Source organism: Bacillus cereus group sp. BfR-BA-01492, assembly GCF_022662815.1.
Classification (GTDB): Bacteria; Bacillota; Bacilli; order Bacillales; family Bacillaceae_G; genus Bacillus_A; species Bacillus_A cereus_BD.
The window spans coordinates 222,725-237,438 of record NZ_JAKUEH010000004.1 but is presented as its reverse complement, the minus strand read 5'-3'; the positions used below and the strand labels follow the sequence as shown (position 1 = coordinate 237,438).

Sequence of the window (14,714 nt, the reverse complement as noted above, 5' to 3'; positions counted from 1 at the left end):
TTGAAGTCTTATTTGAGTATGTCCAAATATAGAAACTTGTATTCTATATCTAACAAAAATACTCCAGATGCTTTCAGCATCTGGAGTATTTTTGTTAACTTGATGGCTATGCCCTCTTAAATAGCAAATCTCCTCAATTTAAAATCATTCATACTCTTATAGTTAAGAATAAATAAGGATGTAACCATGTTCTAAAATTAACAAGATTTATAATAAGCATTATGAAACAGAACAAGCTGACAGATTCTATACTTCTATTGATTTCTCAAAAGAAACAACATTTCCTAAATCTACACATTTTTTAAAGTTATAATTGTAATATTTTTTCATTAGGAGGACATTTTCTTGTGAAATATATTATTATACATTGAAACATGAAAAGACCGCAAAGCTTTCTTGAAAAAGCGCTTTGCGGCCTTCTAATCTCTTGTTTTTCTTAGACAAGTGAATGTAAAGGAAATTCCATAATGACTTGTAAACCTTTTTGATTTTTGTTGTTTGTTAGAATAAGCTCTCCTTGATGAGCTTGCATAATTCTTGCTACCATTGGAATGCCTAGACCGTGACCTTCTTGAATCGTTTGTCTTCTTTTTGAAGAATAAGGTAGTTCGGTAATTTCAGCTATTTTTTCATTTGGAATTCCTTGTCCGTTATCTTGTACAATAAAATGATATGTAGAGCGATCTTTTGATAAAGCGGTTTCGATTATAATTTCACATCCATTCGGATTATGCCGGACACTATTTTGAACTACATTACTAATTGCTCGAATCAGCAATTTTTCGTCTCCCCTAATTTGAGCCCCGTCATCTTTTAATTTTAATTCGATCTGATATTTATCATCTAATCCATTATTTAAAAAATCGGTTGCAACCTGCCTTGCTAAAACAGATAGACGAATATTTTTTAAATGTAAAGGCTGCATTTCGTATTCAAGCATAGAAACAAGGTTTAAATCGCTCACAAGCGATCGTAATTTCTCTCCTTGATGCCGCATAATACCTGCTCGTTCTCTCTGCTCCTCCGCCAATTCTGAATCATCTTCCATTTCACTTGCATAACCAAGAATAATAGAAAGCGGTGTTCGAATATCATGAGAAATTCCCGCAATCCAATTGGAACGTGCCTCATCTCGCGCTTTCAACGCAGCTGTCTTATTTTGAAGCTTAGTCGAAGCTGAATTGATGCTTTGAGCTAAATCACCGAATAGACCTTTAGAATCTAGCTGAACGACTTCTTCTTTGGCCAGCTTGTGAACCCCTGACACAAGAGGGCGGATTTTTCTTATAAGGCGCGTACCAATCAACATAGAGATGAATACAGTTATTCCTATATTAAAGAGTAACAGCAGGAGAAGTCTCAGCGGCATTGACTGAACTGAATCAGAAAGGAAATGAAGTTGATATTTCCAATGGCTTCTCTTTGGATATCCTACTACTAGTAGCCCATCTTGATGTTCCCACGTATAGACAGGATATTCTGAAAGATAATAACGCGAAAACTTAGCAATATCCGCTATTTTGTAAGAACTAGGTACATCTTTAGGCAATTGATACTCCCATTGTACTTTCCCATTTTCACCAATTAGCATCGCCCAAACGCGATTATTGTGTAGACTCTTTACAGCTTGTTCATCAAGTTGATAATTTTCGTCCCGCTTGTTTAATCCTTGATTCACTTTCTTCAGCACATCTTCTGGGGATGAATCTAGATTCATTTCTTTAAACATCATTATACCTAATAAGACAAAATTAAAAATCAGTAAAAATATAGAAATACATATCGTTGTCATTGCGAATCTATGTAATATACGAATAATTCCTCTCAATTAATGCGTCTCCTTCAATAGCAATTTATACCCTAGTCCTCTCACGGTAAGAAGATAAATCGGTTTGGAGGGATCCGGCTCAATTTTTTCACGTACTCGTCTCATATGGACCATTAATGTATTTTCGTAACCGTAGCTATCATCTCCCCAAACTGCTTGACATATAGCGTCACTTGTTACAATTCGACCGCGATTCTCATATAACTTTACAAGAATAGCATGTTCTTTTGCTGTTAATGGTAGTTCTTTTTCGTCCCTATATACAACAGCGCTTTCTAAGTCTACAGTTTGTTCCCCTAATTGGAAGATTGATAGACGCTCTACTACCGGAGAAGAATAGACTCGTTTTAAAACAGCGATAAGACGTAATACGAGTTCACGTGGTAAGAACGGCTTCACAATATAATCATCTGCCCCTAAACCTAATCCAAGTAACCGGTCCTCATCTTCTCCTCGTGCAGATAGAAAAAGAACCGGCATATTTGAGAACTGCCTAATCGAAGATAAAAGTGAAAAGCCGTCACCATCAGGTAGCATTACATCAAGAATAACGATATCTGGCTGATCTACGCAGCAAAGCGATAGAGCTGACGTACAATCAGCAGCACTAAAAATCCGGAAAAACCCCTCTTTTCTTAAGAATCTTTCAATCATGATTCTCATTTCTGGTTCATCATCTACAATTAAGATTTTTTTATCTTTTAAATTTCCCATCTTGCATCACCTGATTTTATTATACATAAAATACGATATTGCGTAAAAAATAGGAAAATCTATAAAATTATCTTTTCCTATTTTTTATACCGTTGTTTCACTACTTTTGGCAATTCTTCAAGTTGAAACGTAACACCACGAAATAGCGTATAATATAGCCGAATATAAGACTCTTTCCTTATTGATTGTAAGCAAACAACTCATAGTTATAACGTCCCGTCTCATTCTGTATACCAGGATTCTTTATTTTGCTGTAATACATCACTTTTCCTGAAGGGCTGTCAAGAATAAGTCTCTCTCTACTAAATAGACCCATCCAAAATCCGATGCTTATCACAATAATCATCCCTAATATTATTTTTTATAAAACCTTCCTCCTAAACTCGATCAGGATGAGATTATATCTTTTTTCTTTAATCGCTGAATTGAAATCATTGAAAACATAATAATGAAAACTGTACTCATCATCAAAAATAAAAAATTCTGTCCCTCGCTTAACTTTTCTTGATTCAGTACACTCATACCAATGGTGAGCAGTGAGAAAGGAAAAAACATCCCTAACTTAGCAATGTACATACCAAGTCCGATAAAGACTGCACATAAACTCATACCGATAGGCATAGCAAAACTTCGGATTCTTAGCGATAAGCTTAATTGCAGAGCGATAATAGCAAGAGATGCATACCATCCGCGCATCGCCCAACCGATTGTCTCTAGCGGAAATGTTTTAGGTAAGAAGAAAAAGTTCCCTATAAGCCAGTAGAGTCCTATAAATAGCGCTTGTGCAAATCCGATTAAAAGACTAACAATAACTAATTTAGCAAGAAATATACTTGCAACTGATACAGGAGATGTCATAGTCATATTCCAATTTCGGTTCAAATGCTCAAGTCGACAAATATATGAGCAGCAAATTGCAATTAAAATAGGTAAGAAAAACTCACTGTAAAACAAACTAACTTGCGTCCATAAACTATACCAACCATTTTGCAGCACTTCTTGATTATAATAATAATTCGCGCATCCAATTAGCAAACTTATAATAGGAAGTGTCGCGAGTACAAGTAAGATTCGAGAATGGCGTAATTTAAGACATTCCGCCAAAATACTTCGTTTCATTTTATTCCCTCCTTACATTTCTTGTCGGCTTATCCGAGCGCTTCCGACAATATAGAATAAGATCGCTAAAGCTATTGTAACGATGACATTCCAAAGGTTTATCGACTGGACTATGTAAGCGCTTAAGGAATTCTTGTATAAATGAGCAATCGGGCTAAGTTCTAAGTAATAAGCCCAAATAAACATACGTCTAATCGCAGCTGGAAACAACCCGGCAGTCATTCCAATAAATCCACCTAGCATGCCTAAACATAGCGCGAAAACTTGATTCTTAATAGTAAAAGAAAGCCACTGCTGAAGCGCTGTAACCGCAAGAGTCGTTAAAAAAGTTCCGAAAACAAATTGAATAAACAATGCAGAAGAAAAGTTACTAGAAAGTTTGTGTACGAATCCAAATATAATCATAAGTGCAACCTGTGCAAAAATACTTAACAGAAGTAAACTATTCACACATATATACTTCGCTGCGTAAAGATGTCTGCGTTTTACATTCGTAGCAACAAGCATTTTTAACGTTTCTCCCTTATGTTCCATATCACAAATACGTGATACAACAATCGCTGAAATAATAGGCATAAAAAGGCCATTCATAGAGGAAATACTAAAAACAATTGCTTCCCAAGAGGCAAATTTAGAGTTAGTAGCCATCGATCGACTAAGAGCGATAAATGCCCATAGCATCTCTGCGCTAAGAAATAATAGAATCATAACCCATATTTTTTTGCGACGAATTTTAAAATATTCTAGTCCTAACAATTTCATCACAAGCTTCTCTCCTTTCCTGTTAACTCCAGGAAAATATTCTCTAAGCTTTTCTTCTGTTTCTCAATTCGGGTTACAGAAATTTCATTTTTAACAAGCATCCGATTTACTTCCGCTACTTTCGCATCCTCAAGATGAGCAAATTTCAACCGATTACCACTTTGGACAAAGTTGTAGCCTTGAGTAGTAAGTAGCTGACCTGCTTTCATATTATCTTCTGCTTTAATAAAAATAGCATTTCTATTTCTTTTCTGTAGATTAGCCATACTCCCCTGAAACAACAGTTTCCCTTCACTAATAATGCCGACTGAAGTAGCAATTTGTTCAATTTCTGAAAGAAGATGGCTAGAGAGTAATACCGTGATTCCATAGCGCTTTGGTAATGACTTAATCAATTCTCTAATTTCGCCGATGCCCGCTGGGTCAAGACCATTTGTTGGTTCGTCAAGAATTAACAACTTAGGAAAAGTAAGAAGAGCCATAGCAATCCCTAACCGTTGTTTCATTCCCAGTGAGTATTGATCCACTTTTTTATTTATTTGCTTTTCTAAACGTACAATTTTTAGAACCTCATGTACATTTTTATCTGATGCATTTCGAAGGCGTTGCATCACTTTGAGATTTTCAAGCCCTGTTAAATGTCCATAATACGAGGGAGATTCAATAAGGGATCCTGTCCGCTCTAAAATAGACGAACGACATTTGTTCAAACTGTCTCCGAATACTTTAATGTCTCCTTCAGAAGGTTTAATAAGCCCAAGTAACATTTTTAACGTAGTTGTTTTTCCAGCTCCATTTGGGCCTAAAAAACCATAAATTTCTCCTTCTTTAATATGAAGATTCACCTGATTCACACAATGTATCGTTCCGTATGTTTTTGATAGGTTATGTGTTTGAATAATAACTGAAGTACTCATATCAAAAGACAACTCCATTCTATTTTTATCAATATTTCCCTTCTCTTTTCACTGTAATGAATACACCTTTCCTTAGTCTAAAGAAAACCTTACAACAACCTTAAATAAAAAAAGGGAAAAGTGTCTTTTTAAAGTGCACTTTTCCCTTTTTCTAAAGAAAAACTGTCATTATTGATGGTTATTTATACTCTCTATATAAGTTCAATTTTCTATTCGTAGCGTTCTTGTTAAATGTTAATCTCAATTATGATTTACTCCTTCTCTCCATAAGTTAACATAATAATATTATGTTAACTTATGGAATATCACAAACCAATGAATAACGAAACAATTGTAACGATTATTCATTTTTTCACTGGATAACAAATTTCTGTAATCCACTTCGTAGGATCAGATTCCATTGCTGGACTCACGTGGTATATATTAAACATCGGTCCTGTAATTTTATATTTTTCAGATTCAATCCATTTTGCCGCTGCTTCGTTAACTGCTGTCATTTGTTCATAACTTCCGTTCACTGTAATAGAGGCAACAAAAGATGAATCGACTTTTTTAAATATGGTTTCTTTCGTATTTTCATATTCCCCTGTCACATTTATCTGTATTTCTACATCTACATCTTTTTCTTTATATTCATTATCATGAAATATAGCTAAGCTATGTCTTGGATTCGCCATATTTATATTTTGTCGTTTTATTTCTTGCATCAGTATATTCCATAACTCTCCTTCACAATGATAAGATGGAATCACTTTTCGAACACTTGCTACTTTCCTTCCAGGTATCTCTTTCAAAGAAACATGATAGTTCATTTCAATAACATCCTCTCTCATTATTTTCATTGAGTCTTCGAGAAGTCGCAATTGTTTTTGAAGGGCTTTCATTTCTTCTCTTATTTGAGACGTACGATGAACAAAGTGTTCTGTCATAATTTCTATATTATTGTTTTCTAATATTTCTTTAATAGTAGTGAGACGAAATCCCATATCCTTCAAATTTTGAATTTGATTTACTTTCTGTAATTGTGCTGCTGAATAATAACGATAACCAGTTTGCGCATCTATTTTTTCAGGCTGCAATAACTCCATGTTATCGTAATGTCTCAACATTCGAATACTAATTGAAGAAAGTTTTGAAAAATCCCCTATTTTAAACATTTGTTCCTCCTGTAATTTCCATTTATTTCGAAGCTCAACTCAAGCTTAAACAATGACATAATGTGAGAGTCAATAAAGAAGATATAAGATATAAAAACCCATCCTTTTATTTTGTTTAAAATCATCTTTTATGTGATAATAATTATATAATAAATAATTTATTTTCGGTTATTAATTCAACTGATTGTATATAAAGAGCTGCTAAAACATACTTCTCAAATTCCATCATTAACAAATAAAAACACAAAGGATTATACCTTTATGCTTTTATAATAAAACATATATCCTTATATTTTTCTTAATTTGAAATGAACGGACACTTTTGTACATATATACGATCTTTAATTTGCTTGATGACAAAAGGGGCGATATCTCCATTTTGAATTTTAATCCCTGGTACATCTACTACATTCTCTTTAATCGTTCCAATACCTGTCCCTTCTACAACAAAAGGTAATCTAACAACTGTCCAATCTATATCGCTATGTTGTATAAGGCGTAATTCTTTATATTTATCACTCATCATCTTTGGAAAAAACAACCGAAATAATACGGCTCCTATTTTGTTTAGGATACTTTTTTGGTCTCCTTTTATATCCAATGATCCTCCAGAAATTAAAATATACCGTTTTATTTTATATTCATTCATTACTTTTAAAATATGACTTGTCACGGTACTGAATATGTAAGACTCTTTTTTAGGCTGACCTACAGCATTAATAACAGCTTGACAATCTTGAAGCAGTTCTTGTATAGCATAGAAATCACGCGCATCTCCCTGTATAATTTCCACATCTTGATTATATATTGTAAATTTTTCTGGATTTCGCGTTAAAATTCGTACTTGATATCCTTCCTGTAACGCTTGGTGTACAAGAAATTTTCCAGCTTTTCCATTTGCACCAATCATCGCTATTGTATCCTTTGTTCCCATATCTCGTATGAGGCTCCTTTATATCTTATTTATGTGTAACAGTTCTCCCATGCATTTGCAAAAAAGAAAGTAAATATTCACAAGATTTCTCGCACGCTAATTGTTTAAAGATTTTTTGTTCTTCCTCTGTTTTATCATTTGCTTGATCGGAAGCCGCTTTTAAACATAAGAATGGCTTTTTATTTGCATGGCATACATAAGCAAAAGCAGCTATTTCTTGATCAACTGCTAATGCCCCATATACAGTATGTAACAAATAGCGCATTTCTGAACTGTGAATACGCTGGTCGCCGGATAAAATTGTTCCAAAATGAACTGGCTCATGAGGACGCATTTTCTTTATTTGTCTGACAAGCGCTTTCGTTGTTTCAATCGGCGCTGTTCTCCCAGTATATAAATCAAACTGATTTTCTCCCGTTCCAGCAGCTGGTACATCATGCTGTAAAGTATGAAGAGCTACAACGATATGACCATTCTTCACTTTGTTCGATAAACTATCACAAATTCCCGTCATAAAAAGCTCTTCAGGCTGGAATTCACTAATTAATAATTGTACACAGCTTGCACAACTAACTTTCCCAACACCAGTAACAACTGATATAATTTCTAATTCATGAATAGAATGAAAATGAAAGTCCCAAGCCGCTCGTCTTTCGACACGTTCGCTTGGACAATATTGATGCAAATACGTAAGTTCTGATTCCCATGCAGATACAATGGCAATACGTTTCATTACATGCTTCACTTCCTCCTATTTTCATTTAAACAATGTTGCTATATGATCGAGCTCATAATCTGGTATCCACTTTTCATATTTATTATATAAATGTCTTATACTTTCTTTATTCTTCGCAATTACTTCACATCCTCTATCATCATAAATAAACATGATAATATCTTTCGTTGCATTGATAAGAAAAACGTCAGGATACGAAATATCTGCTCTTCCACCTAAACGCGGATAGAGATTAGGAAAATCTTCATGATTCATAGCTTTTATAAGTGGTATATACTTAATATCTTCTGCCAAACACTGTAATAAAAATTGATATGTACAATATAACTCTGCGTCCTCATCATCAAAGAAATAAGGAAACGTTTCTTGCCTCAGTCGAAATTTTAACTCTTTCTTTTTCAGAAATCGGCTATATAGCCTTAATTTCTTCTGTTTTCTTAATCTCTCCTTTTTAAAGTGATAAACATTTATTACTAAAAACATCATATCTTTTGCAGAAAATATATCTTGGAATAATAGTGTATTATATTTATATATTTGAGAAAAATACTTGTTGTTACATGTAGCAGTACCACACTCATATGGAAAAATGCCTTTTCCAAAGTCAAAATGAAGTTGGGGTACGGCAACCATTCCTTCTTTTTAGAGCCACTCACAAAAGTCGTCTTTTTTACATAATGTTGGTTTTAAATAAAATTTGATTGAAAGACAACCCCAAAATATCTGTTTAACAGTATATAAAAAGACAGAATTTTAAAAATATTAATCAAAATTCTGTCTTTACTTACTAATTGGTATATAACTTAAAAAAGTTTAACTACTTTCATAATTTTTTCAACTAAAACATCCAATCCTTTAAAGTACATACTTTCACATATCCTGTTGCAAGCAATGTAGAATTGGATCATTAAAAAATATTTTTTGCTAAATCTATCTTCAATAAACAATCGTCTTATGCACCATTTTTTATATTCCTATTAATACAATCAATATATAGTACCTTATTGTTTTCTGAATCAATAGTTATTAATAGAGAATCAGACATTTCGTTAAATAGTTTAAGGATTTCTAATTCTTTTAGGTTATTTTTTAACTCCCATCCAATTGGCAATACAGTAAATGATGCCTCCGTTAAATAGAATGTATTTTTAATAAACCACATGACTCGAGTTAAATCTGAATTGATAATGGTAGGAGGTTCTATATATTCCTTTAACACTTTATATTTTACTTGTTGTTTTTCACTTATATTTATATATCTATCCTCTATAGATTCTTTTTCTGTCAAAAAATATAGTTCTTGAACAATAGGATGGATGGCATTATTTTTGAGCATATCTTTAAACTGATTTTTTGAAAAGGATTTTAATTCCTGGAACTGAATACGTTTTAATTGGTTATTAACATATATTTTTTGGACTTTATTAAAGTGATTTGCAATTTCATTTGTCACAATATCCTCTATTTGGGGGCTTGTGATAGGTATAGCAGATAATAAAGTTGGCACATCGTACAGTATATGATTTGCCATAAATAATTGTGCTAGTATAGATATATTATTATCTTCTCTTTCTAAATGTACACTTTGTATTCTTAATTCATCATTGCTATTTACAGAGTCCATTTCAAAGGACTCCTCATTTAATGGATTGACAGACACTTTTTTAAGCCAATTCATTTTCATAGACTCCTTTCACGAATAAAAACGATGTATGCAAATGTCATACATCGTTCTTTATTTTCAAATCTGTTAATTGTTCTTATTTAACAGTGAAGTTTCTAGATGCAACATTGGCAACATTGTATGTTCCTTTTAGACCAGTTACTGTACCCCATAGTTCAGAATAATATGTACCGGAACCAACATACATTTCTGATTGGCCATATACTGTGCTAGAGACCCCTCCATGACGGAAAAATTGTTTATCACTAGCAACATAAATATTTTTTGGCATATAAATATAGACTGTGGTAGATACTGTGCTAATTTTATCACCAAATAAATTGTACGTAGTCACATGATGCGATGCCATGTCCTCCATCTCTACAAGTAACTGTGGCATTTCCACTTGAAAGGGCTGCATTGGAAGTATCTGAATCAACAGAGTTTGTAGTAAAAGCTGGTACTAACTCATATACAGTAGTAACAGTATTTGGTTCTTCAGATTTTTTCTCAAGAATAGGAGTTGTTTCATTTACTTCTGCAAAAATGTTTGGAGTAGGAAAAAGACTAATTGATACAAACAATACAGCAAGTAGAGCAGTAATAACCTTCTTCATAAGTTCCCTCCTAATTTTATTAATACTTAAATGCTAACACCATCTTATGAAAAATACAATATATTTAAAATATTAAGAATATTAAGTGAGAGTATTAATTCAAAAGAAAATTACATCAGTAATATTCTAAAAATCCATATATAGTAAGAACAAAAAGAATCCATTCCCAAAAAAACTAATCAAATTTATTTCAAATTGACACGCAATTTTACTATACCGAACTAGATTTTGGTATAGTTTTTGTTTATTATTCATTGTTCTTTCTTTACCGAACACGTATAATTTCTATATAAAAACAACTTTACCGAACACAATAAAATAAGGAGTATGCTTAATGAATCATATAGACTCATTTCAAATTTATTTACAAGAAGAGGGAAGACGTAATCGTACAATTCAAGAATATGTGGCATCTGTTGTGGCTTTAGAAAAATGGATAGTTGAAAGAACTGGTGAAAATTTCAATCCAGATTTTATTACATCTAGGGATTTACATGAATGGGTATCTTTTATGCAAACGGTAGAAAAATTGGCACCAGCTACAATCAATAAAAGGGTGGCGTCTATTAAGGTGTATTGGTCTTATTTAGCGCAAGCTGGATATTCTACCCTAGATCCTACAACCAAAGTAAAAAGAAAACGAATCTCCCCTTTAGCGCAAGCTCCTAGATGGCTTAGTCGTTTAGAGCAAGATAAATTTTTACATCAAATACATAAAGAAAAAAATACATGGAAAAAAGCGAGAAACCTTGCGATTGTTCAAATCATGTTACAAGCTGGACTCAGGATTTCAGAGGTAGTATCACTAGATATCGAAGATATAGATTTAAAACGCCGAACAATAACCGTAATTTCCGGAAAAGGTGGAAAGAATCGAATTGCCCTTATGAATTTAGAGTTAATGAAAACAGTAGAAAATTGGTTAGTAGTACGAGGTGAATTATCTCAAGTTGCATTATTTCTGTCAGCAAGGCATTCTACTCGGATTACGAGACAAGGAATACATTACCTTATAAAAAATTACTTACATTCTATAGGACTTACAGATTATTCAGCTCACTCTCTAAGACATTCTTTTTGCCGAAATTTAGTGGATGCTAATCAGCCTTTACAAATTATAGCTCAATTGGCAGGACACGAAAGCTTAGAAACAACACGTAGATACATTACACCTAGTGAAATTGACTTGAGAAGAGCAGTAGAGAGTATCAGTTCAGATAAATAATAAAAATAAACTGTTTGTTATGTAGCAAGATTTCATTTCGTTAATAAAGGAGCAACGTTATGGTTAGTATGCAAGAAACAGCTTATCCTAGATTAAAAAGTTGTCCGAATTATAAAGAATTAGAAAAACTTTTTTCACCTACCTCAAGTGAAATATCCTGGGCAAAACAGAAGGCACGTACCCCTTTTTCACAATTAGGTTTATTAACATTGAACATATTGCAAGAAAAGCAAAACTGGATCTACCAGATCAAAAAGAATGGGTTTCTTATCATCGTTCTGGTACAGGGATTCGTCAAATTGCTATGATTCGTGAATATCGCCAAGCTAAAATATTTAATAATCAAGCTCATCAAATTATGTTAAATATTATGAAAGAATCAATATTAGAAAAAAGATGAGAAAAGTGATATTATAAATATCGCAATTGACGAACTTATTAAAAACAGCTATGAACTTCCAGCTTTTAGTACACTTACAAAGGCTGCAGACCACGTACATGCTGAAGCATATCGTACGTTATATCAAAATATATCCGATGCATTAACCATTGAAGAAAAACAAAAGATAGACCAATTATTTCAAAGTATTGAAGGATCCACCTACTCAGACTGGAATGTAGTAAAACAAGATCCTGGACGTCCAACTTTATATCAATTGAGGCGCTGGATTTATCGTAAAAAGCGGTTGGATAAAAGACAGGTAAGATTTAATTTCTATCAACGTTTTCAAATTCCACCGGCTAAAATTGAAAGATTAGCAGCTGAAGCAAAAACATTAGATGCATCTCGGATGAAAAAATTAGAGCCTCATAAAAGATACACATTGGCTGTCTCTTTATTATCTATTCAATTAGCAAATACCATTGATGATAGATGATGTTGGAGAAATGTATATCAAACGTATTGCTCGTGCACATAAGAAATCAGAAAGTTCACTTCAAGAATTGAAAAAAAAGAAAGAAAAACAAATGGACGGCTTAATTACAATTTTACGTAATACAGTGCTTGCTTTTCAATCCAAAGGATCCATAGAAGAAAAGTTTCAAGAATTAGAAAATCTAATTGGTGGAAATCCTGGACTACGTGTATTAGATGAGTGTGAGGATCATTTAGCTTATGCAGGAAACAATTATTTTTCATTTGTATGGCGACACTTAAAAAGCAGTAGAGCCGATTTAATAAAAATATTAGAAACGTTAGAATTCAAGTCGACAAATCAAAATAGAGGCTTAGAACAAGCTATTTTATTTTTAGTCAAACATAAAATGAAGAAATCTGAATGGATTTCCATTCGTGATTTAACAGATTTTACAAATGCTGATGGAGAAATGTCTACGATTGATTTTTCTTGGATACCTGAAAAGTGGTGGCGCTGGATTTGTCCACATCAGCGGAGGAACGTTCCTCTTGAAAAAATTCATCGTCGTCATTTTGAAGCATGTGTATTTTCACAAATTTGGTTAGAATTAAAATCTGGAGATTTATACATAGAAGGAAGCGAAAAGCATGCAGATTATAGAAAACAATTAATTTCTTGGGATGAATTTCAAATAAATCGGGCTACTTTTTGTGAACAAGCAGGGCTTCCTACAACAGCTAAGAAATTTAAATTCCAAGTTTATAACAAACTAGAACAAATGGCTAGAAATGTAGATAGCTCTTTTCCAACAAATAAATCAGTTACTCTTCGTAACGGTGAACCGGTTATTACAAAACCGAAAAAGAAAAGAACATCTCCTTTGCTAAAAGCTGTACAAAAACGTATTGATGAAAAAATGATTCCAATTAATGTGTTAGATTTATTAGGAGATACAGAATATTGGTTGAATTGGACTCGTTTTTTTGGACCGATTTCTGGGCATGATGCAAAATTAGAAAAACCGACTGAACGATATTTAACAACAGCTTTTTGTTATGGATGTAACTTAGGACCTACCCAAACAGCACGTTCGCTATCAAATATAGATAGAAAACATATATCTTGGATAAATGATAGACATATTACAGAAGAAAATATTCAAAAAGCCATTGAATGGATTATTAATGCATATAATCGATTTAAGTTACCTAAGTACTGGGGAAATGGAACTAGTGCCTCAGCTGATGGAACCATGTGGGATCTATACGAAAAGAATTTACTATCTGAAAATCATATTCGCTATGGTGGATATGGAGGAATTGGGTATTATCATGTCTCTGACACATATATCGCCCTATTTAGTCATTTTATTCCTTGTGGCGTTTGGGAAGGGGTTTATATTTTAGACCTTCTAATGAAAAATAAATCTGATATTCAGCCTGATACTCTTCATGCTGATACACAAGGACAAAATGCACCTGTTTTTGGATTAGCCTATTTACTAGGAATCGAACTTATGCCTCGAATTCGTAATTGGAAAGATTTAAAGTTTCTAAGACCAGATAAAGAGTCTAATTATAAGCATATTGATGGATTGTTTTCACAATCAGTAGATTGGAATTTAATTGAAATCATTATGAAGATATGTTACGTGTAGTAATGTCCATTAAAATGGGACGGATTCATCCTTCTACGATTTTAAATAAGTTAAATACATATAGTAAGAAAAATAAACTATATCAGGCTTTTCGAGAGCTAGGAAGTGCCATTCGCACTTTATTTTTATTAAAATATTTATCTGATGAAAAACTAAGAAGCACAATCCAAGCCGCTACAAATAAAAGTGAATCTTTTAATGGATTTGCAAAGTGGTTATTCTTTGGCGGTGAAGGAATTATCGCAGAAAATAATCGAGAGCGTCAAAGAAAAATTATAAAATATAATCATCTAGTAGCAAATTGCTTAATCTTTTATAATGTCTTTCAACTCACACAAATTCTTCATGAATATATACAGGAGGGCAATAAAGTTGATGAGGATGTTTTATCTGATTTAAGTCCGTATTTAACATTTCATGTGAACCGATTTGGAAAATATAGATTAGATTCGAATCGACGTCCGCCAGATATTGAATTTGATATACCTGTATCACTTACCGAAACTGAAGAGGCAAGCTAATATA

General features: G+C 33.0%; 14 protein-coding genes and 2 pseudogenes. 2 read left to right on the top strand and 14 right to left on the bottom strand.

Going from position 1 to position 14,714, the window contains the following annotated elements; all coding sequences use genetic code 11:
* Positions 1-368: 368 nt before the first annotated feature.
* From MR063_RS08300 to MR063_RS08235, 14 genes and pseudogenes are all read right to left on the bottom strand, one after another.
* Positions 369-440, bottom strand: a pseudogene (locus MR063_RS08300) (IS6 family transposase); the annotation flags it as partial.
* The gene (locus MR063_RS08295; RefSeq protein ID WP_242196261.1) at positions 437-1,828 is read right to left on the bottom strand and encodes a sensor histidine kinase; all 1,392 of its coding nucleotides are present in this window, start codon (positions 1,826-1,828) and stop codon (positions 437-439) included. The gene MR063_RS08295 and the pseudogene MR063_RS08300, both read right to left, overlap by 4 nt.
* A complete protein-coding gene (locus MR063_RS08290; RefSeq protein ID WP_242196258.1) occupies positions 1,829-2,542 on the bottom strand; it encodes a response regulator transcription factor in 714 nt (237 codons plus the stop codon).
* A gap of 178 nt (positions 2,543-2,720) precedes the next feature.
* On the bottom strand, positions 2,721-2,888 hold the full coding sequence (locus MR063_RS08285) for a hypothetical protein (RefSeq protein ID WP_242196256.1): 168 nt from the start codon (positions 2,886-2,888) through the stop codon (positions 2,721-2,723).
* Between the two features lie 41 nt (positions 2,889-2,929).
* Entirely contained in the window at positions 2,930-3,661 is a 732-nt protein-coding gene (locus MR063_RS08280; RefSeq protein WP_242196226.1) for an ABC transporter permease, read from the bottom strand.
* 12 nt (positions 3,662-3,673) lie between these two features.
* Positions 3,674-4,426 (bottom strand): ABC transporter permease, encoded by a 753-nt coding sequence (locus MR063_RS08275; RefSeq protein WP_242196224.1) that lies wholly within the window; start codon positions 4,424-4,426, stop codon positions 3,674-3,676.
* Complete coding sequence (locus MR063_RS08270; RefSeq protein WP_242196221.1) at positions 4,423-5,340, bottom strand: ABC transporter ATP-binding protein; 918 nt, start codon at positions 5,338-5,340, stop codon at positions 4,423-4,425. The genes MR063_RS08275 and MR063_RS08270 overlap by 4 nt, the downstream gene beginning before the upstream one ends.
* Before the next feature lie 344 nt (positions 5,341-5,684).
* The gene (locus MR063_RS08265; RefSeq protein WP_242196218.1) at positions 5,685-6,497 is read right to left on the bottom strand and encodes a MerR family transcriptional regulator; all 813 of its coding nucleotides are present in this window, start codon (positions 6,495-6,497) and stop codon (positions 5,685-5,687) included.
* A 298-nt stretch (positions 6,498-6,795) separates the two neighbouring features.
* Entirely contained in the window at positions 6,796-7,431 is a 636-nt protein-coding gene (locus MR063_RS08260; protein ID WP_242196215.1) for an SDR family oxidoreductase, read from the bottom strand.
* Positions 7,432-7,456: 25 nt separating this feature from the next.
* On the bottom strand, positions 7,457-8,164 hold the full coding sequence (locus MR063_RS08255; protein WP_242196212.1) for a phosphorylase family protein: 708 nt from the start codon (positions 8,162-8,164) through the stop codon (positions 7,457-7,459).
* Positions 8,165-8,188: 24 nt separating this feature from the next.
* Complete coding sequence (locus MR063_RS08250; protein WP_242196209.1) at positions 8,189-8,800, bottom strand: DUF3885 domain-containing protein; 612 nt, start codon at positions 8,798-8,800, stop codon at positions 8,189-8,191.
* Positions 8,801-9,119: 319 nt separating this feature from the next.
* Complete coding sequence (locus MR063_RS08245) at positions 9,120-9,845, bottom strand: hypothetical protein (protein ID WP_242196206.1); 726 nt, start codon at positions 9,843-9,845, stop codon at positions 9,120-9,122.
* Positions 9,846-9,927: 82 nt separating this feature from the next.
* Positions 9,928-10,185, bottom strand: a complete 258-nt coding sequence (locus tag MR063_RS08240; RefSeq protein WP_242196203.1) for a hypothetical protein — start codon at positions 10,183-10,185, stop codon at positions 9,928-9,930.
* Positions 10,160-10,447 (bottom strand): hypothetical protein, encoded by a 288-nt coding sequence (locus MR063_RS08235; protein WP_242196200.1) that lies wholly within the window; start codon positions 10,445-10,447, stop codon positions 10,160-10,162. The genes MR063_RS08240 and MR063_RS08235 overlap by 26 nt, the downstream gene beginning before the upstream one ends.
* Positions 10,448-10,781: 334 nt before the next feature.
* Between MR063_RS08235 and MR063_RS08230 the strand changes: the two genes are divergently transcribed.
* Complete coding sequence (locus tag MR063_RS08230) at positions 10,782-11,672, top strand: tyrosine-type recombinase/integrase (protein ID WP_242196198.1); 891 nt, start codon at positions 10,782-10,784, stop codon at positions 11,670-11,672.
* Between the two features lie 59 nt (positions 11,673-11,731).
* Positions 11,732-14,710: pseudogene (locus MR063_RS21765) on the top strand (Tn3 family transposase).
* Positions 14,711-14,714 lie beyond the last annotated feature (4 nt).

Bases quoted from the DNA above. Each gene is read 5' to 3' on its own strand.
- MR063_RS08250 (WP_242196209.1), bottom strand. From the start codon at position 8,800: ATGGTTGCCGTACCCCAACTTCATTTTGACTTTGGAAAAGGCATTTTT.
- MR063_RS08245 (WP_242196206.1), bottom strand. From the start codon at position 9,845: ATGAATTGGCTTAAAAAAGTGTCTGTCAATCCATTAAATGAGGAGTCC.
- MR063_RS08235 (WP_242196200.1), bottom strand. From the start codon at position 10,447: ATGAAGAAGGTTATTACTGCTCTACTTGCTGTATTGTTTGTATCAATT.
- MR063_RS08230 (WP_242196198.1), top strand. From the start codon at position 10,782: ATGAATCATATAGACTCATTTCAAATTTATTTACAAGAAGAGGGAAGA.
- MR063_RS08260 (WP_242196215.1), bottom strand. From the start codon at position 7,431: ATGGGAACAAAGGATACAATAGCGATGATTGGTGCAAATGGAAAAGCT.
- MR063_RS08255 (WP_242196212.1), bottom strand. From the start codon at position 8,164: ATGAAACGTATTGCCATTGTATCTGCATGGGAATCAGAACTTACGTAT.
- MR063_RS08270 (WP_242196221.1), bottom strand. From the start codon at position 5,340: ATGAGTACTTCAGTTATTATTCAAACACATAACCTATCAAAAACATAC.
- MR063_RS08290 (WP_242196258.1), bottom strand. From the start codon at position 2,542: ATGGGAAATTTAAAAGATAAAAAAATCTTAATTGTAGATGATGAACCA.
- MR063_RS08265 (WP_242196218.1), bottom strand. From the start codon at position 6,497: ATGTTTAAAATAGGGGATTTTTCAAAACTTTCTTCAATTAGTATTCGA.
- MR063_RS08285 (WP_242196256.1), bottom strand. From the start codon at position 2,888: ATGATTATTGTGATAAGCATCGGATTTTGGATGGGTCTATTTAGTAGA.
- MR063_RS08280 (WP_242196226.1), bottom strand. From the start codon at position 3,661: ATGAAACGAAGTATTTTGGCGGAATGTCTTAAATTACGCCATTCTCGA.